Raw genomic sequence first — 24,233 nt, forward strand, 5'->3', positions numbered from 1 at the left:
TATTAATAGTGATAAGAAAAAACTTGATATACTAAATAAGTAGCATATTCAATCATAATAAAAAATTAAATTTTTGATAGGAAATTTAATTAAATTTAATTCTAATATAAATAGGAGAAAAAATATGAATTGAAAAAATAGTAGTGAATACCGATTAAAAAAAAGAAATCTTATTAAAATTATTTGACGTTTATTTGGTCTACTTATTATTTCTTTATTCTTAATTTTTGATTTAATAATTACTATTAATTATCCCAATGCTTTCATTGTTCCTAATGTTGATAAATCAACTGAAAGATTGGCAATTTATTATTTTTATTTTACAACTCAAACTAATTATTTAGTACTCATTTATTTATTTGCTTTTTTATTTGAAAGTAAATTTAAAGAAAATTCAAAACCAAGTTTTTATATTTTATTAAGCATTACTATTTATATTACAATTACAATGTTAGTATTTTGAATAGGTATCATTAGTAATAGCCAAGAAAGAAGTAAATATGGAACTGATATTTATTTATGATTTAAAACAATAATTCTAAATCTAATTATGCCAATTGTTATGATTTTAAATTTTGCTTTATCATGTGGACGTGATTTTTATTCACTAAAAAATCATCATAAACTTTATATGTGATTTATTTTATTTTATCCTTGTTTTTATGTAGTAATGGTAATGGTTCGTGGTGTACTACGTATTAAACAAGGAGAAAATATTAATATTTGTTATCCTTACTTTTTTTTCAACTACCAAAAATATGGTGTAGGAGTATTAGTTACTGCTATTATTTTTCTGTTAATTATTAGTATTGGTTTACAATACCTTTATTTATGAATTAATAACATACAATATAAAAAAAAGCATGATGATGATAAACCAAATTTTCCAATCATTACTTATCCTTATGGTTTTAAATTATAAAAAATAAAATAAGGCTTTAGAAATTAAAAGCCTTATTTATACAATTTATTAAATATTTTTAATTATTCATTTACCATAGAAACTACTTCTTCTGGTTTATTAGTAACTGGAAAATATTTACCAATAATTAATAATACACCTGAAGCAATATTAAGTCCTAAAAAAATAATATTAATACCACTAATAAAATTAAAATTTGATGAAAACATAACTATTAAAGAAAAACCTGCTAAAACCAAAGTTACAATTCCAACAGCTAAACCACTATTAGCATTTCCTTTTAAAACATTATTGCACATAATAATTATTGCAATTGAAAATCCAATAGCAATTAAAAGTCCAAAAATCAATCCAACAATAAATATTGTACTAACTCCTGATGTTAATGAAGTGTGATCATATTTTGTAAAACTTTTAAAAATGACACTACTTGCTGTTGCTAAAATAATTGTAATAATTACACTTCAAATAATATTTATAATATTTGTTATGAATCCAATTTTAGCTCCAATATATAATTTTTTATCTAATTTCTTTTCAACCTTATCCATTTTTTCTCCTTTTTTCTTAAAATCTTTTTTACATTTTAATACTCTCAATCTTAACATAAAAAAAATTTAAATTTTAAATTAAATACTAACACAAACAAAAAAATTTGGTATCGTGCTATTTTCCCATTGCTGGTATTTTCGTCGCTGGAGTGCTTAACTGCTGTGTTCGAGATGGGAACAGGTGTGACCACTCCGCCATGGACACCAAATAGTTTAGCAATTGTTCCCTAAAAACTAGAAACAGACATCTTTAAATTTGATTACTTTTGATTTGCAATAGAGAATATATTCTTCAATAAATCCTCGATCTATTAGTATCAGTAAGCTGAACATATCACTATGCTTACACACCTGACCTATCAACCTTGTAGTATTCAAGGGATCTTACTTCTTTCGAATGAGAAATCTCATCTTGGAACTGACTTCGCGCTTAGATGCTTTCAGCGCTTATTCATGCCCTACATAGCTACCCAGCTGTGCCACTGGCGTGACAACTGGTGCACCAGAGGTAGGTCCATTCCGGTCCTCTCGTACTAGGAACAGCTTTCCTCAAATTTCTTGCGCCCACGACAGATAGGGACCAAACTGTCTCACGACGTTCTGAACCCAGCTCGCGTACCGCTTTAATGGGCGAACAGCCCAACCCTTGGAAGCGACTACACCTCCAGGATGCGATGAGCCGACATCGAGGTGCCAAACCTCCCCGTCTATATGAACTATTGGGAGAGATTAGCCTGTTATCCCCGGGGTAACTTTTATCCGTTGAGCAACGGCCTTTCCACACAGCACCGCCGGATCACTAAGCCCAACTTTCGTTCCTGCTCGACTTGTATGTCTCGCAGTCAAGCACCCTTTTACCTTTGCGCTCTACATATGATTTCCATTCATATTGAGGGTACCTTTGGGCGCCTCCGTTACTTTTTAGGAGGCGACCGCCCCAGTCAAACTACCCACCAGACACTGTCCTTAGACCAGATTATGGTCTCAAGTTAGAATTTCAATATAGCAAGGGTGGTATCCCAATGGTGACTCCATACCTACTAGCGTCTGCATATCAACGTCTCCCACCTATGCTGTACAAACTACACCAAAATTCAATATCAAGTTGTAGTAAAGCTCCACGGGGTCTTTCCGTCTAATCGCGGGTAACCTGCATCTTCACAGGTACTAAGATTTCACCGAGTCTATAGCCGAGACAGCGTCCGGATCGTTACGCCTTTCGTGCGGGTCAGAACTTACCTGACAAGGAATTTCGCTACCTTAGGACCGTTATAGTTACGGCCGCCGTTCACTGGGGCTTCAGTTCAAAGCTTCGCTTACGCTAACAAATCTCTTTAACCTTCCAGCACTGGGCAGGCGTCACCCCCTATACATCGTCTTACGACTTAGCAGAGAGCTATGTTTTTGCTAAACAGTCGCCCGGACCTCTTCACTGCGACTCATATTGCTATGAGTTCCCCTTCTCGCTAACTTACGGGGTTATTTTGCAGAGTTCCTTAGCTATAGTTATCTCGCTTGCCTTAGGATATTCTCCTTGACCACATGTGTCCGTTCTCGGTACAGGCACCATGGTGATGTCTTTAGAAACTTTTCTTGGAAGTATGGCATCAAATGCTTCGTTACTAAGCGAACCGTTCACTCCCCATCGTACTTCAAGGTTAACGCTGTGCGGATTTGCCTACACAACCCTCTTTGTACTTAGCCCAGCACTACCAACCACTGGGACATTTTAGCCTTCTCCGTCATTCCATCAGTCACCATGGTGGTACAGGAATATCAACCTGTTATCCATCGACTACGCCTTTCGGCCTCGCCTTAGGTCCTGACTAACCCTGGGTGGACGAACCTAGCCCAGGAAACCTTGGTCAATCGGCATGAAGGATTCTCACCTTCAATCGTTACTCACACCGGCATTCTCACTTCTAAACGCTCCACTAGTCCTTCCGGTCTAACTTCGTCGCAGATTAGAACGCTCCCCTACCGCCCACAATATATGTAAACATACATATAGACCCATAGCTTCGGTACAATGCTTAGCCCCGGTACATTTTCCGCGCAGAATCATTCGACTAGTGAGCTGTTACGCACTCTTTAAAGGATGGCTGCTTCTAAGCCAACCTCCTAGCTGTCTGAACAATTCCACATCGTTTTCCACTTAGCATTGATTTGGGGACCTTAGCTGATGATCTGGGCTGTTTCCCTCACGTCCATGGACCTTATCACCCATAGACTGACTGCCAGATATGTAACAATGGCATTCGCAGTTTAACTGCATTCAGTACCCCGAGGTGGGGCCATCATACATTCAGAGCTTTACCTCCATTGCACTAATTCTGACGCTAGTCCTAAAACTATATCGGGGAGAACCAGCTATCTCCAGGTTCGATTGGAATTTCACCGCTAGCCACAAGTCATCCACGGTCTTTTCAACGAACGTTGGTTCGGTCCTCCATTAACTGTTACATTAACTTCAACCTGCTCATGGCTAGATCACCTGGTTTCGGGTCTACGACCACATACTAAACGCCCTATTCAGGCTCGCTTTCACTTCGGCTCCGTCTTTTCAACTTAACCTTGCATGTAATCGTAACTCGCCGGCTCATTCTACAAAAGGCACACCGTCACCCATTAACGGGCTCCGACTTGTTGTAAGCATATGGTTTCAGAAACTATTTCACTCCCCTCTCGGGGTACTTTTCACCTTTCCCTCACGGTACTGGTTCACTATCGGTAATTGGTTAGTATTTAGCCTTACGCAGTGGTCTGCGCAAATTCCGACAAGGTTCCACGTGCCTCGCCGTACTCAGGATACTGTCAAGAGATTTATACATTTCGCATACTGGGCTTTCACCATCTATAGCGTTGCTTCCCAACAACTTCTGCTATATATAAATTTTGTAACTCTTCATAGGTGGAACCTAATAGACAGTCCTATAACCCCAATCTGACGACTGGTTTAGGCTGCTCCCTTTTCGCTCGCCGCTACTAAGGGAATCGCATTCGCTTTCTTTTCCTCTAGGTACTAAGATGTTTCAATTCTCTAGGTATCACTCTGCACAACTATGAATTCATTGTACAGTACTATCTGATTAAAGATAGTGGGTTTCCCCATTCGGACATCTCCGGATCAAAGCTTATTTCCAGCTCCCCGAAGCTTATCGCAGGTAATCGCGTCCTTCATCGTCTTCCAATTCCAAGGCATCCACCATACGCTCTTAATAATTTATTTTTAGAATATCCTATTGCAAGATAAAAATTATCTTATTTTTTTAAAAGATGTCTATTATCCAGTTTTTAAAGAACAATTGTTCAGAAAAAACAATCCCTGAAAACTAAACAGAACAAAAGAAATAATCCAATAAATCATCCATCTAATTTTTCTTGTTGTCTTGGTTTCTTATTAGAAACTAAACTCCATAGAAAGGAGGTGATCCATCCCCACCTTCCGGTAGGGATACCTTGTTACGACTTAACCCCAATCATCAACCCTGCCTTTGGCAGCTCCCTCCTTGCGGTTAGGACACCGACTTCTGGCATTGCCAACTCTCGTGGTTTGACGGGCGGTGTGTACAAGACCCGAGAACGTATTCACCGCGACATTGCTGATTCGCGATTACTAGCGATTCCGACTTCATGAAGTCGAGTTGCAGACTTCAATCCGGACTGAGACTGACTTTTTGAGATTTGCTTGACCTCGCGGTTTAGCGACTCTTTGTATCAGCCATTGTAGCACGTGTGTAGCCCAGGTCATAAGGGGCATGATGATTTGACGTCGTCCCCACCTTCCTCTAACTTACACTAGCAGTCTCCTTAGAGTCCCCAACTTAATGCTGGCAACTAAGGACAAGGGTTGCGTTCGTTGCTGAACTTAACCAAACATCTCACGACACGAACTGACGACAACCATGCACCACCTGTATCCTTGTTAACCTCTACTATATCTCTATAGCTTCGCAAGGTATGTCAAGACCTGGTAAGGTTCTTCGCGTTGCTTCGAATTAAACCACATGCTCCACCGCTTGTGCGGGTCCCCGTCAATTCCTTTGAGTTTCACTCTTGCAAGCATACTACTCAGGCGGAGTACTTAATGCGTTAGCTACAGCACTGCCTCATGGCAACACTTAGTACTCATCGTTTACGGCGTGGACTACTAGGGTATCTAATCCTATTTGCTCCCCACGCTTTCGTGCCACAACGTCAGTAATAGGCCAGTTAGCCGCCTTCGCCACTGATGTTCCTTCATATATCTACACATTCCACCGCTACACATGAAATTCCACTAACCTCTCCTATACTCTAGTAATGTAGTTTCCAAGGCGGTTAGGGGTTGAGCCCCTAAATTTAACCTCAGACTTGCAAAACCGTCTACGCACGCTTTACGCCCAATAAATCCGGATAACGCTTGCCACCTATGTATTACCGCGACTGCTGGCACATAGTTAGCCGTGGCTTTCTGGTAAGGTATGGTCGATACTAAAATCATTTCCTATTCTAGCACTTCTTCCCTTACAACAGACCTTTACAATCCGAAGACCTTCATCAGTCACGCGGCATTGCTCCATCAGGCTTTCGCCCATTGTGAAAAATTCCCTACTGCTGCCTTCCGTAGAAGTTTGGGCCGTGTCTCAGTCCCAATGTGGCCGTTCATCCTCTCAGATCGGCTACGCATCGTTACCTTGGTAAGCCATTACCTTACCAACTAGTTAATGCGCCGCATTCCCATCAATTAGCGAAGCAAATGCTCCTTTCATTATTTATCATTGCAAATAAATAACATATGCGGTATTAGCTGTCGTTTCCAACAGTTATTCCCCACTAAATGGTAGGTTAGATACGTGTTACTCACCCGTTCGCCACTAAAGTATTGCTACTTTCGTTCGACTTGCATGTATTAGGCATGCCGCCAGCGTTAATCCTGAGCCAGGATCAAACTCTCAATAAAATTGTTTTTGTTAAAAGATGATGTCTGACTTATTTAATTTTTAATAAAAAATTGACGGATTAATTCTTGTTCTATTTAGTTTTCAAAGATCGTTTTTTCTAGTTTGTAACCCATTTATTTTTGGGACAATAATAATAATACAACATGCCATAATTATTGTCAACCTAATTATCATAAAAAAACATTATTTTTTTAAAATTAAAATCATTAAAATTTTTTATAAAATTAAAAAAATAAAATATTATTTATTCTACTAAAAATTTAATAGTAATATAATCACTCTTAATTGTTAATTGATATTGACCAATACCAATAAAGTCATACAACTTTAAAGCAAGATTTTTAAATTTTTTATTACAATCATTATTTAAAAATAATATTTTTTCAATATTATTATTTTGTAAATCTTTCACTAATTTTGAATTAATCGTTTTATTTTCTGGTATTGATCAGTAATATTCTTTTGTTAATTTATTATAACTAGTTAATTTACCATAATTTGTTCCATCAATATCTGCAAAAATTACTGATTTATTTTCATTAAATGTCAAATGACCCGCTTGAAAGGCAATAATTTTTAAAGGTCCAAGTTTTTTATTAAAATTAACACGATTAATTGTACATAGTGCCTGATGCACAGTAAATGTTGATTGATAAGATAATAAAGGATAATCTTGATTAAAATGTTCATTAAGTAACAATGTTTCATAATCTAGTTTATATTTAAGAATAATTTTTAGTTCATTAACAACCAATTTGTTATTTTCAATGAAATTTGTAACTAAACATGGTATTTCATTAAAATTTGGAAAAATACGATTAAATACTTTATTACTTGTAACCTCATATAATAATGATGCTATTAATAAATTGTCATAATGATAATTAATTAATTCAGTATCTAATTCTTGACTTAATCTTAAATAAAAATAATTAACTATTTGATAATCATTTAAAAATAAGAATTGTTTTAAGATATTTTGATTACGATTAGTATCATTATCATGGGTTTGATAATTTTTTATTTTTTTTGCTATTCGTAAATAAAAATCATTTAAAAAATTATAAAATTCTTGAATTGTCAAATCATAATCAATTAATATTTTAAAAATAGCATTATCATTATAAAGTTGATAATATGATTGAATTACCAAATAAATTTTTTTTCGTGATTGATATCATTGCTTTAAATTAGTTAAAATGACGTTTTGACTTCTTGGTTCTAAAGTAATAGTACATCCATAAGGTAAATTAAAACTATTAGGTAATTGTTTATTAACATTTATAATATGTGAGTTCGAAAGATTTTTAATACCAATGGTTATGTCATATTTTTTATCAATATTAGCAATTAAATCATAAACCTCTAAACAATGTTTAGTTTCTGTTTTTCTCAATCCTCTTCCTAATTGCTGTAAATATACTGTTTTTGAATTAGTTGGTCGTAATAAAATAATAGTATCAATTTCAGGAATATCAATTCCCTCATTAAAAATATTTACTACACATAAATAATTAATAATTCTATTTTTAAAATCATTAATGATTTTACTACGATTAGTTTGATTTTTACTTGTTAAAAAATCTGCTTTTAAGCCGTGATTTTGCAAAAATCTAGCAACAATTTGTGCATGAGTAATGTTAATACAAAAAATTAAACAAATCCGATTACTATAAAATCCAATATAGTCATTAATTACATCTAATAATAACTTATTTCTTGCTTCAGTATTTAATTTTTTAAATAATTGTTGATCATTATTTAAATCAATACCAGTTAAATCAGCAGTAATGTCATCAATACAATAATAATCAAATGGTGATAAAAGTTTTTCATTAATTGCATCTCACAATCGTAATTCATGTGCAAACTCATTATCAAAATAATTAATAATGTTTTTATTATCTTCTCGTTCTGGTGTTGCTGTTAAACCAATAATTTGTTTAGGATGAAAATAATTTAAAATTGTCTGAAAAGTTTTGGCAGCCAAATGATGAGCTTCATCAAAAATAATAATATCAAATTGTTGACGTTTAAACTTATTTAGATGTCTATGTACAGTTTGTACTGTTGCAAATAAATATTGTTCTTGAAAATTATTTTGTTTACTATTTAAAATAGTTGCAAATTTTTTATCATTTATTACTTTTCGAAAAGTAATAATTGCTTGTTCAATAATTTCTCTTTGATGTGCTAAAAATAAAATTGAAGGTTTTTGATTATTATTTTCTTTGATTTGATTTAAATAGTCAAAAGCAGATACTACTGTTTTACCAACACCTGTTGCCATGACAATTAAATGTTTTGTTTTTTTAAGTTTTCTTCTTAACTTTAATTTATTAATTAAGGCAATTTGAAAATCATAAAGAAAATAATTAGTTGCTAATCATTGTTCATCTTTTTTATTTACAAGCAATCGATTATATTCAATTCGTGATAGTAATTGTAATCGTTGTTGTTCATCATTTAAATCAACTAAATTATCATTTCATAATTTATAATACTGATTTAAAATATTTTGATATAGTTGCTTATTATCAAATTCATTAATTTTAATATTTCATTCACGACCACTAGCTAAACCTTTTTGCGTTAAATTTGATGAACCAATTATTGCTGAAGAAAAACCTGAATTTCGTTTAAAGATAGCAGCTTTAATATGAATTCTTTCACTACGTTTTTCTAAATTATTTTCAACTTTAACTTTAATATTAGGATACTTTTTTATTATTTTAACTAATGCATATAAATTAACAAATAAAGCCATATCATCAAAAGTAGTAGTAATAAAATTAATAGTAATATTATGATTTAAAGCGTAAGTAAATGATGAACGTAACTTATTAATAATTGAATTTGATATAAAAGGATAAATGAAGTATACTTCATCACAAGTTCTAATTTCCTGATTTAAATGATTAATTAATGTTTGTTGGTTTTCATTAGTAAATAAATAATTATCACTTAATCTAATATTAGAAGTTAAAGGATTATCAATTATACTATCATTTACTTGTAATAAAATGTTATTACTAAATTTATTAGTAGTAAAATTACTTATGATTTGATTTAAAAAATCAATTTTTGCTTCTGGTGATTTAATCGTTTTTAATTGTTCAATTAAAGTATTATTTAATTGTTTAACTAAATAATGATCAATGTCTTTAATTAATTCTTTTTCATCATTAATATGTGATATTTGGAAATTATTGGTAATATCATCACTAATCTTTAATAATAAATCATAATAGCCCTTATTTTTCATACTCTACACTTCCTAATAAATAGTGTCTATTTTAATAAATTATAATCTATATTTTAATAAATTATTAACTATTATAAAATAATTTTGTAAAATAAAAAACCTCTAATATTTAAAATATTATTTTAAATAAATAAGAGGAAGGTAATCTAAGATAAGATATATTCATATTTTATTTTTTTTCTGTTGATGATGTTTTTTCTGCTTGTAATGGATTAGTAATACTTACACCTTTGTATGTCTTGCATTTCATACAGGCATGATGTGGTTTAGTAATTGCTCCACAATTTAAACAGTTAGTTGTAGTTGTTGCAGATAAACTATCATGGGCACGACGTGTATTTTTACGCATTTTTGACGTTCTTCTTGCTGGTACTGCCATAGTCTGTTGCCTCCTTACTTTCGTATCTCATAAATTATATATTGATTTATCAGAAAAATCTATTTTTTTTGATAAGTTTTTCAAATTTTTGGAAATAAAATACTAATAAATCAAATATTTTATTTGGAATGATAAAAAGATTGGTGAAATAATTAAAAATAGAATGTAATTATGAGAAACTGCTTATTTTTTACTATAAAAAATTACCATTTTAAACAGTTTTTTCTAAAAATTTTCTATTTCTAAAATTTTTATTAATTCAATAATTTCTTTACCTTGAATTAATATTCTTCCATTTTTATAGTGCGTTAATGTTCAAAAATTCACCTTTTGATATATATTTTCTATCAAAACATTATTATTTACTTTTTTAAACTCTTTAATTTTATCTATTTTTTTAACATTTACTAGATTTACATGTGTAACATGTGTATTCTTTGTTGTTTTTACTTCATCTTTTTCAATTATTTTTTTATTATGATAAGCTTCATAATCTCATATTAGTTTATTATTTAATTCCCAGTCATTAATAAAATTTATAGGTTGTGAATGTTCAGGATAATTTTTTTTTACAAAAATTATATTAGCAATATAATCTGCCATTTGAATATCTAAATTTGTTTTAGAATCTAAATATTTTACATTTAATTTTATATTTTCATTAACATTACATAGTTTTCAATTTTGTTTTAAATATTGTTCTAAACCATTTGGAAATAATCCTTTATCTTATCTTTCATCAATCCTAAAATTAATTTCACTTTCATCTTCAAAATATTCTTTAATATTTTCAAAAATTTTATTTAACATAACTTTAGTTAAAAAATTATATTTATCTGCAATATGTTTTATATTTTTTAAAAGTTTTGGATTTTTTGCATTAATATAAATTCCTATTAATTTAACATCATTTAAGGTTAATAATTGATTTATAAAAATTGCTTTTTCTGTAACATTTAAATCTGTAGCTTTTATTTCAATTTTATTTTTTAAACTTTCTTTTAAAATATTTTTTACTTTGTTATATATAAATTTTACTTTTCTTATATCTTTACATATATAGCCTGCTATGACAAAATATTTATGTCTATTATTTATTGATAAAGTCCCGGATTCATCTAATATTATAAATACCATTATATACTACACTTTCATAAGTTATCAAATTTATTATACTTGAATCATATATAAAAGTATAGTAAAATACAATAAAGTCCTTTAAGATAAACCGTATACCACTTGATTACTAAGCGTATGTTAAGTACGTGGTTTCTTAGGCAAAATCCCTTTAATTAGGGATTTTTTATTAATAAAAGTTACCTAGGTAACTTTTATTTTTTACATATAATTAATTTTTTTAAATATCTTAATTTCTTTTTTTTATTTATTATAATTATCAATATATCTATCTTAATAACCACCCTTAGTTTCTTGTCCTGAAATAATAGCAACACCATTACTAGTACCAATTCTAGTAGCACCAGCATTAATCATCGCCATTGCATCATCTTGATTTTTAATACCACCAGAAGCTTTAATTGCAACATGAGGACCAATATTTGCCTTCATTAATTTAATATCAGCAACCGTTGCACCACCATTAGCAAAACCAGTTGAAGTTTTAATAAAATCTGCTTTTACTTTAGTTACTAACTGACAAGCAATAATTTTTTGTTCTGTTGTTAATAAACTACACTCAATTATTACTTTTAAAATAATATTTTGTGGACATGCATTACGAACTGCTTGTAGATCTTGCAATACAAGTTTTTGATCATTATCCTTTAGTGCCCCAATATTAATAACAACATCAATTTCTTGAGCACCATCTTTAATCGCATTAATTGTTTCTGCTACTTTAGTTTGTGTAGTATTGGCACCCAATGGAAAACCAACCACTGTACATACTTTAACATTACTATTTTTTAATAAAGTAACAGCACGATTAACATAAAATGGATTAATACAAACTGCTTTAAAATAATAAGTTTTAGTTTCTTTACATAATGTATCAATCATTGATAATGTTGCTTCTGGTTTTAATAATGTATGATCAATATATTCATTTAAATTAATATTACTTTTCATAAACTTCAACTCCTAATTCATTTTCACTTTTAATAATTGCTTCAATAACTTCAAGATTCATTAAACTATGATTTAATCAATAATCTCGACTTAAATAATCTTTATTTTTAATCATTTTTACAAAGTCATTTAATTCATATGTCATTAAACTTTCTTCATTGGTATTATCTGCGATTTCTTTTATTCCGTTTTTAGTATAAACCTTAATTCCACTTAATGGATGAACTTGTGATAAAACAAGACTACTATTATGACCTATAAATTCACTTTGTGCATAAGAGGTTACTCCTTTACTACAAGTAATAGTAGTAATAGTTCCATTTTCATGCTTCAAAATAACATGATTACTTAAATTAACACCATTAGGTAATTTAATTGCCATCGCTTTAACTGTTTTTACTTTACCTAATAAATACAATACTAATTGTAATGGATATACTAAACTATCATAAGTTGAACCTTTACCAAAATCTTTATCAAAAACAGAATCATATATTCCTTTTTCAACTGATGGCATTCTTGAAGAAATACGATTAAAATTAAGGTTAACTACTTCTGGATTTATTTCATGCACTAATTTTTTTAATTTAGAAAAAATAGGTAAATGAACAGTAACATAAGCTTCTAATAAAATTATTTTTTTACTTCTTGCTAAAGAAATTAGGTTTTTAACTTCTTCAACTGTAAAAGTAATAGTTTTTTCTACCAAAACATGAATATTATTTTTTAAAAATAATTTACTTTGTTTGTAATGCAAACCATTTGGTGAAGCAATATAAATAGCATCAATATGTTCTATCATTTTATTTAAATCATCAGTACTATGGGCAATATTATATTTTTTTGCTCATGTTTCTGCTTTATCTAAACTTCTTGAATATATACAAGTTATTTTAACTTTTTTATTAGTTAACGCTTGCTTTATAAATCTTTGAACAATTTTTCCAGTTCCAATAATACCAATTCTAATCATCTTGTACTCCTCTAACTTTTTAAACTTGTTTCATAATTAATGATTGACATTAAAAATAAAGGTGCAGTTTCAGCACGTAAAATTAATTTTCCTAAACTAATATTACTAAAATTAAGTTGTGTTAAAGTTGCAATTTCTTCTTTAGTGATTCCTCCTTCGGGTCCAACTATAATTGTTATTGATGATAATTTATTATTTATTTGACTAATTCAACTAGTTTCTGATGAATTTTCATATGCAACCAAATTAAGATGAGACCGATATCGCTCTAATTGTTTTAAATCAAAAACAACGGGTGTAACAATCGGAATTAAATTGCGATTTGATTGTTTGGCAGCAGCTTTTGCAATATTTTGTCAACGTAAAACTTTCTGTTCTGCTTTTGTTCTTGTTAAAACACTAACACATCGTTTTAACTGCAATGGCACAATTTGATAAACTCCCAATTCTACTGCTTTTTGAATGACTAAATCAAATTTTTGTTCTTTTAATAAAGATATTACTAATGTGATTTTACATCTGAATTCTGAATTACTATTTGGCACTGTTTTTATAATTTCGCATTTAATAACTGATGTAATTTCAATAATTTTTGTTAAATATTTTTGTTCTTGATGAATAATAACTATTTCATCATTAATTTTATGACGTAATACTTTAATTAGATGTTTACTATCTTCTTCATCCAATATTAAAATATTATTAGTTTTATGATTAGTAAAGTAGCATTCCATAGTCCACCTCTAATTTAATTATAACATAAGGTAAAACTCAAATTAACAAGTTTTAACTATCATCTTTAATTTATAAAATATAAAATTTCTTTTTTCTTTTATCATGAAACTAAATTAAAAACTACTTAATTAATTAAGTAGTTTTTAATTATTTATAAAATAATACATTTTGCAACTTTAGTAATAGCATTATTATCTATGTTTACTAAAGGTTTATCATTTATTATGTTCTTATTTTTATTACTTTCAAATGTATCAGCAACTTTTTCTCGTCTTTCTCTTTCTTTTTCTTTTCCAAAACTATTATTTACTTCATCTATTTTTTTTGCAAGTGAATCTTTATCTTTTGTACTTCATTTTTCATGTGGTTCTCATGGCATATTTTTTACTTCCTTTATTATTCTTTGAATATTTTTTCTACCCTTTAAATACTCAGTAAAATTATTTTTAAAACAATATTTTATATTGAATAACTTCGTTGTTTTGTTACTGGGCTAATTGGGGGTTGTATATCAGTAGAATTAACTATAACACTTAAATCAAAATTTTTAGCAACAGGATTAGTAACTGTTGGTTTTGCTTTATCTGGGTTTTCTCACGTTATTTTATTACTTAATAGTTTATTTATTTTTTGCTTTTTCCTATTATCTAATTCTTGTTTTAAAATATTAAATTGTCTTTCTAATTGAGTTTCTACTTTATCACTTGTCAAGTCTCTAATTATTGTTTTAAATTCTTTTTTATCTTTTTCAATTTTTTCTTGATTTTTAAACATTTTATTATAAATTCATGAATCAACTTTTTTTATTGCAGTTGAAACTGTTGTTGCAGCAGTTTTAATAAATAAGCCAAGTATAATTGAAATTAAACCAACTATAAGTTTGTCTTTTAATTCTGTTGCAATTTCCCTCCTTACAAAGGGTAAACAAGAAATCAATATTGGAACACCAACAGAAAGTACTGAAATAACACCCCACATTGTGAATTCAACTATAGATGGTTTTTCTTTATATTTTGTTTGTTCTTTTATAAACTCTTTAATTGGTATTCTATCAAAATTATTATTATTTATTAATAAAAGATCATTTTTGTATTGACTTAAATTTTTATATTGTTTTGTTTGCGTTAATATTTGTATATTATCATTATCAAAGTTATGAAAAAACATTATTTTTTCTGAAATTGATTGATTATTATGTATAAAAGTTGTTATATAATAACAATTATTATTTATTGTCAAAATTTCTTCATATATTTGTTCAACTTTTTTACCATTTTCAATTTTTTCTTGTTTAATTTCATTTTCTAATTTTAATATTTTATTTTCATATTTTAATTCTTTTTGTAAAATGTTAATTTTATTAAGTTTAATTTTTAGTTTTTTTTATTTTTTTTCTATTTTTTGTTAATATTTTGGTTTTGTTCTTTTCGTCATTATTTAAAAATTGTTTAATATCATTTTTTAATTCATTTTGGATATTACTATTTATCTTTTGATATTCATTTAATTGTTCTTTTCTTTGTTTTAATTTCCTTAACCGAGTTGTTTTTTCTTTAATTTCATGTTCATATTTGGCTAATTCTCTTTTTCTTTTTTTTAACGTTTTTTTACCAAATAATTGACCACTAACTATTGCATTTTTAATTTTTTCTAAATTTTCCTTTGCTTTTTTTAATTCAAATTCAATTTTTAAAGTTTCATCATTATTTTCTTTTTGTAAATTTAATATTCTATATGCTCTTGCTTCTTCAATTATTATTTTCTTTGCTATTTGTTTATCAAGATCTAAAATTGTTACAGAATTATATCTATACTTTTGTGATCCATTTTCAATTATTTTAGTTTGTGATATTTGACTTGAATTAAAAGAACTAGTAAATTCAGTATTATTTATATTTTTTTTATTTTTTTCAAATCTTATTGTTAAGCCGCCATGTCTTGCTTTTATAGCAATTTCTGACTTATTTAAAATATCATTTATTATTTGTTGTTTAATGATTGCTGAGTTATACTTGTAAGTGCAAGTAAATAAAATTGCAAAAAATTCTCATATAAAAATTTCATAATGCTAAATTTAGTTTAGAAAAAAGTAAGGAGTTTTTATATGAGTTATAAACATCTTGGCATAGATGAAAGGATTTATATTGAGAATCAATTGAAATTTAAATTTAAAATTAGTGAAATAGCTAAAAATCTTAATCGAAGTATTAGTACTATTATTCGAGAAATTAATAGAAATAAAGATAATAATCATTATTTTTCATTAATTGCACAAAATAAAGCTGAAAATCGAAAACAATCACATATTAGTTTTCATAAGTTTAAAAATAAGAATTTAGTAAAATATGTACAACAAAAATTACTATTAGGTTGATCACCTGAACAAATTTATGGCAGAATTAAAAATTTTCATAAAGAGTGAGTTATTAGTTTTAAAACAATTTATACTTGAATTTATTTTGGAATGCTTGATAAAGTTACTAGTAAAAATTTAAGAAGAAAAGGTAAAAAACGAAAATCTAAAGAAAATCGTGGCAAGTTTAATGGTAAATCAATTAAAGAACGAGATATAAATGTTAATGATCGTATAACACTTGGTCATTGAGAAGGAGATACTATAGTATCATCACGAGGTAAAAGCAAATCATGTTTAATAACTTTAGTTGAAAGAGTATCACGATTTACTTTAGCAATATTAGTTAAAAACAGAACTACTAAAGTTATTAATAAAAATGTTAGTTATTATTTATCAATTCTTCCTAAAAACATTGTTAAAACTATTACTTTTGATCGTGGCAAAGAATTTTCAAATTGACAACAACTTGAAAAAAATTTAGATATAAAAATTTATTTTGCCAATCCATATTCACCTTGACAAAGAGGTACTAATGAAAATACTAATGGTTTAATTAGAGAAAAATTTCCTAAAAAATTTATTTTTTCAAAAACTAATAAAAATGAAGTTCATAAATTTATATTGTCTTTAAACCAAAGACCAAGAAAAATACTAAATTATCTTTCACCAATCGAATATTTGGATAGAAAAATAATTTAGTTGCACTTACCTTTACAATTTAGCGATTTGATGAAATGTTTGCAAATTTGTTTTATCAGCCATTCTTTTTTCTCCTTTTTTTAAACAAAAACCCATTTACTTTAATTTAAAGTAATGGGTGATATAAACTCAATAATAATTATATGTTATCAAATTTTGTCTTTTTTACAACAAATTTCCATAATTCAAAAAATAAATAAAATTTTAAGTTTTAATTAAATTTAATAAAAATATATTTTTAAATATTATAAATGTTATACTTTAATATATTATTTAAAAATTAGTGTTTACATTTTTTTAAAATAGAAATTTAAAAAAATGTATTTTATTTTTACGGGCGTAAAAAATATGAAAAAAATTAGCAATAAAACAAAATGTATATTAGCATTGAATTGAATTACAATTATCACAATTTGAATATTACATAAAAAAAGTACTGAAGAACTAGATAAAATAAATAATAGTCCAGAAAAAAATATAAATGAACTTGAATATAAAAAATTAAAAACAACTTTAACTGACTATATTACTTGATTAGAATACTATTCTAAAATTTTTGTTATTTTTGGCATAACTCTTACTACATTAACAGTAATAGAAATTTTATACCAACAAATTTTTTTCCTAATAAACCAATAACAAAAAAAATGACAAAAATCTTTAAATTATCTGAAAAATTAACTTTTAATGAGTTAAAAGAAATAAATATTAATATTCCAAAATTTAAAACAAAATATACGTTATTACAACAAACTAATATTATATTAGAAACAATTAATAACTACCTTGATAATGAAAATAAAACAAACTATCAACAATACTTAAAAAAATTTTTTATACCAAATCTAATTATTGAAAATCAACAACTACAAAATGAACTCTATACTTTAAAATCGTGATTAGAAAATCAAAAATCACTTTTCATTTGTGAAACTAAAAAAGATAACAAACAACAAAAATCATTAATTACCACATCCATAATACCTAAAACAAATCAATCACTTAATAATATTACTAAATGTAATAATAAAGAACTATCTTCTCATTTTTTAGAAAATCTATGACCAAAATGATTTAATAGTATTTTAACTACAGAAGAACAAAAACTACTAAATATTGCTTATCAAAAAGCAAAAGCAAAAGAAGAAAAAAATTTTGAAAATTATTAAAAGAAAATAAAGAAATAATAAAAAACAAAGGAATAAAACACTTTTTAGAAATAACATTTAAAATAAATAAAACTGAAAATAAAATAGCACACATAGTAAATCAAGAAATATTATTTTCAGATATAAAAATTATTGAAAGAAAACAAAAATTAAACTTAACATAAAATTTGACATTAAAATACTTATATAGTATAAAATATCAGTATAATTAAATAAATTTTGCCCTTATATGCTAGTAATATGGACTAGTATTTCTATGTTTAACCAAAAATTAAACACTATGGGTTTATTAATGATTTTTTGTCATGATAAATCAACATCAAACACTTGGGAAATGTTGATTTTTTTATTTTTAAATTTACTATAAGAAAGGAATAACATATGTTTTATAAAAAAACAATTAGTAAGTTTTTTAAATTTGATAGTCTTAATCCTACTTTTAAAAAAGAAATTATTGGTGGTTTAACAACTTTTTTAGCAATGGTTTACATTTTATCTGTACAACCTAGCATTTTATCAAGTGCACCAAGTATTAATGTCAATAATGGGAATATGCAATTTGGGGGAATTTTTATTTCTACTGCCATTGCTGCATTCATTGGTACAGTGATTATGGGATTATCTGCTAATATACCAGTTGGATTAGCACCAAGTATGGGATTAAATGCTGTATTTACTTTTAATATTGCTAATAATGGAATTGGATATGAAGGAGCTTTAATTGCAGTAATGATTTCTTCCATTTTATTTTGTTTAATATCTGCTACAAAAATTAGAATGTTAATCATACAATCATTACCACAATCAATGAAATTAGCAATTGGTACTGGTATTGGTTTTTTTATTGCATATATTGGTTTTAAAAATATTGGCTTGGTAGAAATTAGTGGTAGCGGTTTACCAATTGCCTCATTAGCAAATTTAAAAGATAACTGACCATTAATTTTAATGGGAATTTTTGTTTTAACTCTAATATTCATTTTATATTTTAAAAAAATTCCAGGAGCAATTGCATTAGCAATTTTATGCGGTCTAATAATTTCATTAATTATTGGTAATGTTAGTAATAGTGATTTTATTAAAAAAAACTTTGCACATTGAACTAATTAAAGTTACTCAGATTTTAGTTCTTGAAAAATTAATTTAAACAATACCTATAATGCAATTGTAAATCCGAAAATTTGAAGTTCACCAACAATGTATATTGCTATAAGGGCAGTTGTCAAATTTACGAAATAATTAATTATTACATTAGTAACTTATTTCCAAAAATGAATTATTTGAAAAATAATGAAAATTAGACAAAATTACTCTCTTTAACCCTTAAATTTTTAAATTTATATTCGACGTATTTTAAAAAATATACATTTGCTAAATTGTAAAGGTAAGTGCAACTAAATTATTTTTCTATCCAAATATTCGATTGGTGAAAGATAATTTAGTATTTTTCTTGGTCTTTGGTTTAAAGACAATATAAATTTATGAACTTCATTTTTATTAGTTTTTGAAAAAATAAATTTTTTAGGAAATTTTTCTCTAATTAAACCATTAGTATTTTCATTAGTACCTCTTTGTCAAGGTGAATATGGATTGGCAAAATAAATTTTTATATCTAAATTTTTTTCAAGTTGTTGTCAATTTGAAAATTCTTTGCCACGATCAAAAGTAATAGTTTTAACAATGTTTTTAGGAAGAATTGATAAATAATAACTAACATTTTTATTAATAACTTTAGTAGTTCTGTTTTTAACTAATATTGCTAAAGTAAATCGTGATACTCTTTCAACTAAAGTTATTAAACATGATTTGCTTTTACCTCGTGATGATACTATAGTATCTCCTTCTCAATGACCAAGTGTTATACGATCATTAACATTTATATCTCGTTCTTTAATTGATTTACCATTAAACTTGCCACGATTTTCTTTAGATTTTCGTTTTTTACCTTTTCTTCTTAAATTTTTACTAGTAACTTTATCAAGCATTCCAAAATAAATTCAAGTATAAATTGTTTTAAAACTAATAACTCACTCTTTATGAAAATTTTTAATTCTGCCATAAATTTGTTCAGGTGATCAACCTAATAGTAATTTTTGTTGTACATATTTTACTAAATTCTTATTTTTAAACTTATGAAAACTAATATGTGATTGTTTTCGATTTTCAGCTTTATTTTGTGCAATTAATGAAAAATAATGATTATTATCTTTATTTCTATTAATTTCTCGAATAATAGTACTAATACTTCGATTAAGATTTTTAGCTATTTCACTAATTTTAAATTTAAATTTCAATTGATTCTCAATATAAATCCTTTCATCTATGCCAAGATGTTTATAACTCATATAAAAACTCCTTACTTTTTTCTAAACTAAATTTAGCATTATGAAATTTTTATATGAGAATTTTTTGCAATTTTATTTACTTGCACTTACAAGTATAACTCAGCATTATTATTTTTATCTGTTATAATTTTTCCTACTTCTTTTCAATTTGAACCACTTGGAGGAATTGGAATTGGTTGTGGCTGTTTTTTGATAATTTCATTAATAGCACCAGCAATAGTTTTATCAGTAGTTTCTAAACTAAGAATTTCAGTACCAATAGTATTAATAGAAAAAGCATATTTAAAATGGTCTTTATCCATTTTATCTTCTAATTTTTTATCTATTTCTTCTTTTTTATAATAATCAGATAAATCTACTTTACCACCAGTAGCACTAATTTTATTATTTTGATCAATAGTTATATTAGTACCAGCAATTAATTTATCTTGTTTTTTATCAATATTTAGTTTATTTTCATTAATTGCTGGAACAATTTGTTTAACAACTGTTTGTAAATTCTCATCATCAATATTTTGCTTTTTATCCAACAATTTATTAGTTTCTTGTTTTGTATAATAATCATGTCCAGAAGTTTCTTCTGCTATAAATTCAGTTGGTGTACCTTTTCCAATATATTGATATATTTTAGAAATAAATCCTGAGTAATATGTTCCAGATGTAGCACTTGCACGAATTTTATAATTAATGCAAGTTAAATATAATCTAATATTATTAATTTCATCTGAATAAAAAGTATCTAATAGAGTATATGATTTTATTGCAGATTCTTTATCTAATTTAAATATAGATTTTCTAGTATATTTATATTTATAAATATCACTTTCATAAATATAACCTCATATTACTAATATTTCTTTATTTAAATTATCAGTTGAAAGTTCATTTGATATTTCTTTTCATAATGGACTAGTTTCAATATTAAATCAGTTATTTTTAATATCATCAATATTTTGTTTATTAATCTCAATTTTATTTTCTAATAATTTGATATTATTATCAACTTTAGTTTCTAATAATTTAATAGTATTTTCATTTGTAGTAATTCGTTTTTGTTGTTTAGCAGAAAAATCACAAGTTGGTGCATGTGTATAATCACCAATTTGTGGATTATTTTGTAATGCTTCTTGTGGTAATGTTCCAATTTCATCTGGTCAATCTAAAATCATTGTTTCAGTTTCTTTATCATAATCTGTTGCAACATAACCTTTATTAACAAATTTACTAACAGGACCTCTGTATATTTCATTTTCATTATCATCAACTAAATCATCATATAATTTAATTTGTTTTGATAATGTAAATTCTTTTTGTTGTTCAATTAATTCATCAACTTGATTTCTAGTATAAAATGCTTTTAAGTCAATTTTTTCAATATCTATTTCATCATCATTATAACTTGAAAATATTTGTTTTAATTCTGTTAATCTTGCTCATATTTTCATTCTACTAGGTGCTAAATCTCAAACATTAATCGTAGGAATACTACTTGCACTAAATTGACTACCATTATTAAATTGAATAGTAGCATCAACATTAAATTCAATTGGTGTACGATTAAATAGTCAATGTTCAACCATTACATAAACCATATCTCTTAATGTTTCTTTAATTAATTCATCTTTAAAACTATCAAAAGGAAATTTAGATAAAATAAAATCAAGATAAGCATTAATATCATTTTGAGCACGAATAGCAAAAGTTTTAAATCAATCATTAACATTAGGTCATGTCTGTATATATTGCTGTGGGGTTTCTGTAATTTTTCCAGTTAATGGATATCAGTTATTATAATTTTCAAGACTGACATCAGTTCAAAGTTTATTAATCATAATTTATCATTCCTTAAAAAATGCTTTTTTATAATGCTTAGTTTTTGTTTTAGTTTTTCTATGTGATATATGGATAATTTCTTTTTGTAACTTTTTCTTACCTTTTTTTACAACTTGACTATATGCAAATTTTTCTAAATGATGTAATAGTCCAGTGCCAAATAAAGTATTAACTGAAAATTTTAAACCAACACTTTTAAATGATTTATTAATATTTTCAATAGGATTATTAATAACATTTACTACTTTATGATAAGTTCTTATTATTCTAAATATTTCTCTATATACTTTAAAACTATCTCTAATTACTTGTTGTACCACTGGTGGAGCAAATGCTATTGCTTTTAATCATTTATTACGATTAATACCATAACCAATGTATCAACCACTATATCAACGATATCAATGAAATGGATGTATTTGAGTAACAAAAGTTTTTGCTTTAAGAATACTATCAACAACTGTAATTGGTTTATATTTAGGATTGCGATGATAAATAGTAATTGCACATTTATCTAATGATAAAGGTTGAATTTTACAACCCATAAATACTTGTGAATTTAATGGAATTAATTGTGCATGTTTAATTGCTCTTTTTTCTGCACTAGTAAATAAATCAGTTGCTTTTTGTTTTAATTTATTAATCTTTTCAAATGCTTGTTTTTCTAACTTTTCAAATTTTTCTTGTAATTTATATATACTTTCTCGTATTTTTTCAAAATATGGTGTATTTTTTCAAAATTTATTTAAACCTTTTTTTAAATAAAATCTAATATCCAAATATTTAAAAATTTTATTTGCATTTAAAACAATCTTATGAATTGAACTTTTTTTAAAATGCTAAATTGTAAAGGTAAGTGCAACTAAATTATTTTTCTATCCAAATATTCGATTGGTGAAAGATAATTTAGTATTTTTCTTGGTCTTTGGTTTAAAGACAATATAAATTTATGAACTTCATTTTTATTAGTTTTTGAAAAAATAAATTTTTTAGGAAATTTTTCTCTAATTAAACCATTAGTATTTTCATTAGTACCTCTTTGTCAAGGTGAATATGGATTGGCAAAATAAATTTTTATATCTAAATTTTTTTCAAGTTGTTGTCAATTTGAAAATTCTTTGCCACGATCAAAAGTAATAGTTTTAACAATGTTTTTAGGAAGAATTGATAAATAATAACTAACATTTTTATTAATAACTTTAGTAGTTCTGTTTTTAACTAATATTGCTAAAGTAAATCGTGATACTCTTTCAACTAAAGTTATTAAACATGATTTGCTTTTACCTCGTGATGATACTATAGTATCTCCTTCTCAATGACCAAGTGTTATACGATCATTAACATTTATATCTCGTTCTTTAATTGATTTACCATTAAACTTGCCACGATTTTCTTTAGATTTTCGTTTTTTACCTTTTCTTCTTAAATTTTTACTAGTAACTTTATCAAGCATTCCAAAATAAATTCAAGTATAAATTGTTTTAAAACTAATAACTCACTCTTTATGAAAATTTTTAATTCTGCCATAAATTTGTTCAGGTGATCAACCTAATAGTAATTTTTGTTGTACATATTTTACTAAATTCTTATTTTTAAACTTATGAAAACTAATATGTGATTGTTTTCGATTTTCAGCTTTATTTTGTGCAATTAATGAAAAATAATGATTATTATCTTTATTTCTATTAATTTCTCGAATAATAGTACTAATACTTCGATTAAGATTTTTAGCTATTTCACTAATTTTAAATTTAAATTTCAATTGATTCTCAATATAAATCCTTTCATCTATGCCAAGATGTTTATAACTCATATAAAAACTCCTTACTTTTTTCTAAACTAAATTTAGCATTATGAAATTTTTATATGAGAATTTTTTGCAATTTTATTTACTTGCACTTACAAGTATAACTCAGCATTTAAAAAAATAAAAATTATTATCAAAGTTATAAAGGAAAAAGACAAGAAATAATCT

At 26.7% G+C, this 24,233-nt stretch carries 19 protein-coding genes, 3 rRNA genes and 1 riboswitch; of the genes, 5 read left to right on the forward strand and 17 right to left on the reverse strand.

Features of this window, described 5'->3' with window-relative positions; genetic code table 4:
* Positions 1-124: 124 nt before the first annotated feature.
* Positions 125-922, forward strand: a complete 798-nt coding sequence (locus AACL05_RS05570; RefSeq protein ID WP_338960467.1) for a Pr6Pr family membrane protein — start codon at positions 125-127, stop codon at positions 920-922.
* A gap of 62 nt (positions 923-984) precedes the next feature.
* On the opposite strand, the gene AACL05_RS05575 is transcribed toward AACL05_RS05570, so the two are convergent.
* The 13 genes from AACL05_RS05575 to AACL05_RS05635 all read right to left on the reverse strand — a co-directional run bounded on the left by AACL05_RS05575 (position 985) and on the right by AACL05_RS05635 (position 15,095).
* The gene (locus AACL05_RS05575; protein WP_338960468.1) at positions 985-1,473 is read right to left on the reverse strand and encodes a hypothetical protein; all 489 of its coding nucleotides are present in this window, start codon (positions 1,471-1,473) and stop codon (positions 985-987) included.
* 102 nt (positions 1,474-1,575) lie between these two features.
* Positions 1,576-1,682 (reverse strand): 5S ribosomal RNA (rrf, locus tag AACL05_RS05580).
* Between the two features lie 82 nt (positions 1,683-1,764).
* A 23S ribosomal RNA gene (locus AACL05_RS05585) occupies positions 1,765-4,702 on the reverse strand.
* Between the two features lie 191 nt (positions 4,703-4,893).
* A 16S ribosomal RNA gene (locus tag AACL05_RS05590) occupies positions 4,894-6,415 on the reverse strand.
* The 16S, 23S and 5S rRNA genes sit together here, the layout of an rRNA operon.
* Before the next feature lie 245 nt (positions 6,416-6,660).
* Positions 6,661-9,681: a DEAD/DEAH box helicase family protein gene (locus tag AACL05_RS05595; RefSeq protein WP_338960469.1), complete on the reverse strand. Its 3,021-nt coding sequence runs from the start codon at positions 9,679-9,681 to the stop codon at positions 6,661-6,663.
* A 169-nt stretch (positions 9,682-9,850) separates the two neighbouring features.
* Positions 9,851-10,060, reverse strand: coding sequence for a 50S ribosomal protein L32 (gene rpmF, locus AACL05_RS05600; protein ID WP_281747878.1), 210 nt, complete (start codon positions 10,058-10,060; stop codon positions 9,851-9,853).
* Positions 10,061-10,285: 225 nt separating this feature from the next.
* Positions 10,286-10,663, reverse strand: coding sequence for a hypothetical protein (locus AACL05_RS05605; RefSeq protein WP_338960473.1), 378 nt, complete (start codon positions 10,661-10,663; stop codon positions 10,286-10,288).
* Between the two features lie 126 nt (positions 10,664-10,789).
* Positions 10,790-11,197, reverse strand: coding sequence for a DUF3800 domain-containing protein (locus tag AACL05_RS05610; protein WP_338960475.1), 408 nt, complete (start codon positions 11,195-11,197; stop codon positions 10,790-10,792).
* A 273-nt stretch (positions 11,198-11,470) separates the two neighbouring features.
* Positions 11,471-12,148, reverse strand: a complete 678-nt coding sequence (gene deoC, locus AACL05_RS05615; protein ID WP_338960477.1) for a deoxyribose-phosphate aldolase — start codon at positions 12,146-12,148, stop codon at positions 11,471-11,473.
* Positions 12,138-13,121 carry a Gfo/Idh/MocA family oxidoreductase gene (locus AACL05_RS05620; protein WP_338960479.1) on the reverse strand — a complete coding sequence of 328 codons (984 nt, stop codon included), beginning with the start codon at positions 13,119-13,121 and terminating at the stop codon, positions 12,138-12,140. The genes deoC and AACL05_RS05620 overlap by 11 nt, the downstream gene beginning before the upstream one ends.
* An 11-nt stretch (positions 13,122-13,132) precedes the next feature.
* On the reverse strand, positions 13,133-13,855 hold the full coding sequence (locus AACL05_RS05625; RefSeq protein WP_338960481.1) for an RsmE family RNA methyltransferase: 723 nt from the start codon (positions 13,853-13,855) through the stop codon (positions 13,133-13,135).
* A gap of 152 nt (positions 13,856-14,007) precedes the next feature.
* Entirely contained in the window at positions 14,008-14,235 is a 228-nt protein-coding gene (locus AACL05_RS05630) for a hypothetical protein (RefSeq protein ID WP_338960483.1), read from the reverse strand.
* An 80-nt stretch (positions 14,236-14,315) separates the two neighbouring features.
* On the reverse strand, positions 14,316-15,095 hold the full coding sequence (locus tag AACL05_RS05635) for a hypothetical protein (RefSeq protein ID WP_338960485.1): 780 nt from the start codon (positions 15,093-15,095) through the stop codon (positions 14,316-14,318).
* Positions 15,096-15,960: 865 nt separating this feature from the next.
* On the opposite strand from AACL05_RS05635, the gene AACL05_RS05640 reads away from it, so the two are divergent.
* From AACL05_RS05640 to AACL05_RS05655, 4 genes are all read left to right on the forward strand, one after another.
* Positions 15,961-16,911, forward strand: coding sequence for an IS30 family transposase (locus AACL05_RS05640; protein ID WP_338960236.1), 951 nt, complete (start codon positions 15,961-15,963; stop codon positions 16,909-16,911).
* A 348-nt stretch (positions 16,912-17,259) separates the two neighbouring features.
* Positions 17,260-17,550: a hypothetical protein gene (locus AACL05_RS05645; protein WP_338985850.1), complete on the forward strand. Its 291-nt coding sequence runs from the start codon at positions 17,260-17,262 to the stop codon at positions 17,548-17,550.
* 8 nt (positions 17,551-17,558) lie between these two features.
* Positions 17,559-18,080 carry a hypothetical protein gene (locus AACL05_RS05650; RefSeq protein WP_338960492.1) on the forward strand — a complete coding sequence of 174 codons (522 nt, stop codon included), beginning with the start codon at positions 17,559-17,561 and terminating at the stop codon, positions 18,078-18,080.
* Positions 18,081-18,283: 203 nt separating this feature from the next.
* Positions 18,284-18,381, forward strand: a riboswitch (purine riboswitch).
* Positions 18,382-18,461: 80 nt separating this feature from the next.
* Positions 18,462-19,190 carry an NCS2 family permease gene (locus tag AACL05_RS05655; protein ID WP_338960494.1) on the forward strand — a complete coding sequence of 243 codons (729 nt, stop codon included), beginning with the start codon at positions 18,462-18,464 and terminating at the stop codon, positions 19,188-19,190.
* 284 nt (positions 19,191-19,474) lie between these two features.
* On the opposite strand, the gene AACL05_RS05660 is transcribed toward AACL05_RS05655, so the two are convergent.
* From AACL05_RS05660 to AACL05_RS05675, 4 genes are all read right to left on the reverse strand, one after another.
* Complete coding sequence (locus tag AACL05_RS05660; RefSeq protein ID WP_338960236.1) at positions 19,475-20,425, reverse strand: IS30 family transposase; 951 nt, start codon at positions 20,423-20,425, stop codon at positions 19,475-19,477.
* A gap of 86 nt (positions 20,426-20,511) precedes the next feature.
* Positions 20,512-22,257, reverse strand: coding sequence for a hypothetical protein (locus AACL05_RS05665; protein WP_338985852.1), 1,746 nt, complete (start codon positions 22,255-22,257; stop codon positions 20,512-20,514).
* A 3-nt stretch (positions 22,258-22,260) separates the two neighbouring features.
* Positions 22,261-23,037: a hypothetical protein gene (locus tag AACL05_RS05670; RefSeq protein ID WP_338985854.1), complete on the reverse strand. Its 777-nt coding sequence runs from the start codon at positions 23,035-23,037 to the stop codon at positions 22,261-22,263.
* A gap of 83 nt (positions 23,038-23,120) precedes the next feature.
* On the reverse strand, positions 23,121-24,071 hold the full coding sequence (locus AACL05_RS05675; protein WP_338960236.1) for an IS30 family transposase: 951 nt from the start codon (positions 24,069-24,071) through the stop codon (positions 23,121-23,123).
* Positions 24,072-24,233: the final 162 nt, after the last annotated feature.

The sequence above is a fragment of the Spiroplasma endosymbiont of Thecophora atra genome (assembly GCF_964019735.1).
Classification (GTDB): Bacteria; Bacillota_I; Bacilli_A; order Mycoplasmatales; family VBWQ01; genus Spiroplasma_E; species Spiroplasma_E ixodetis_A.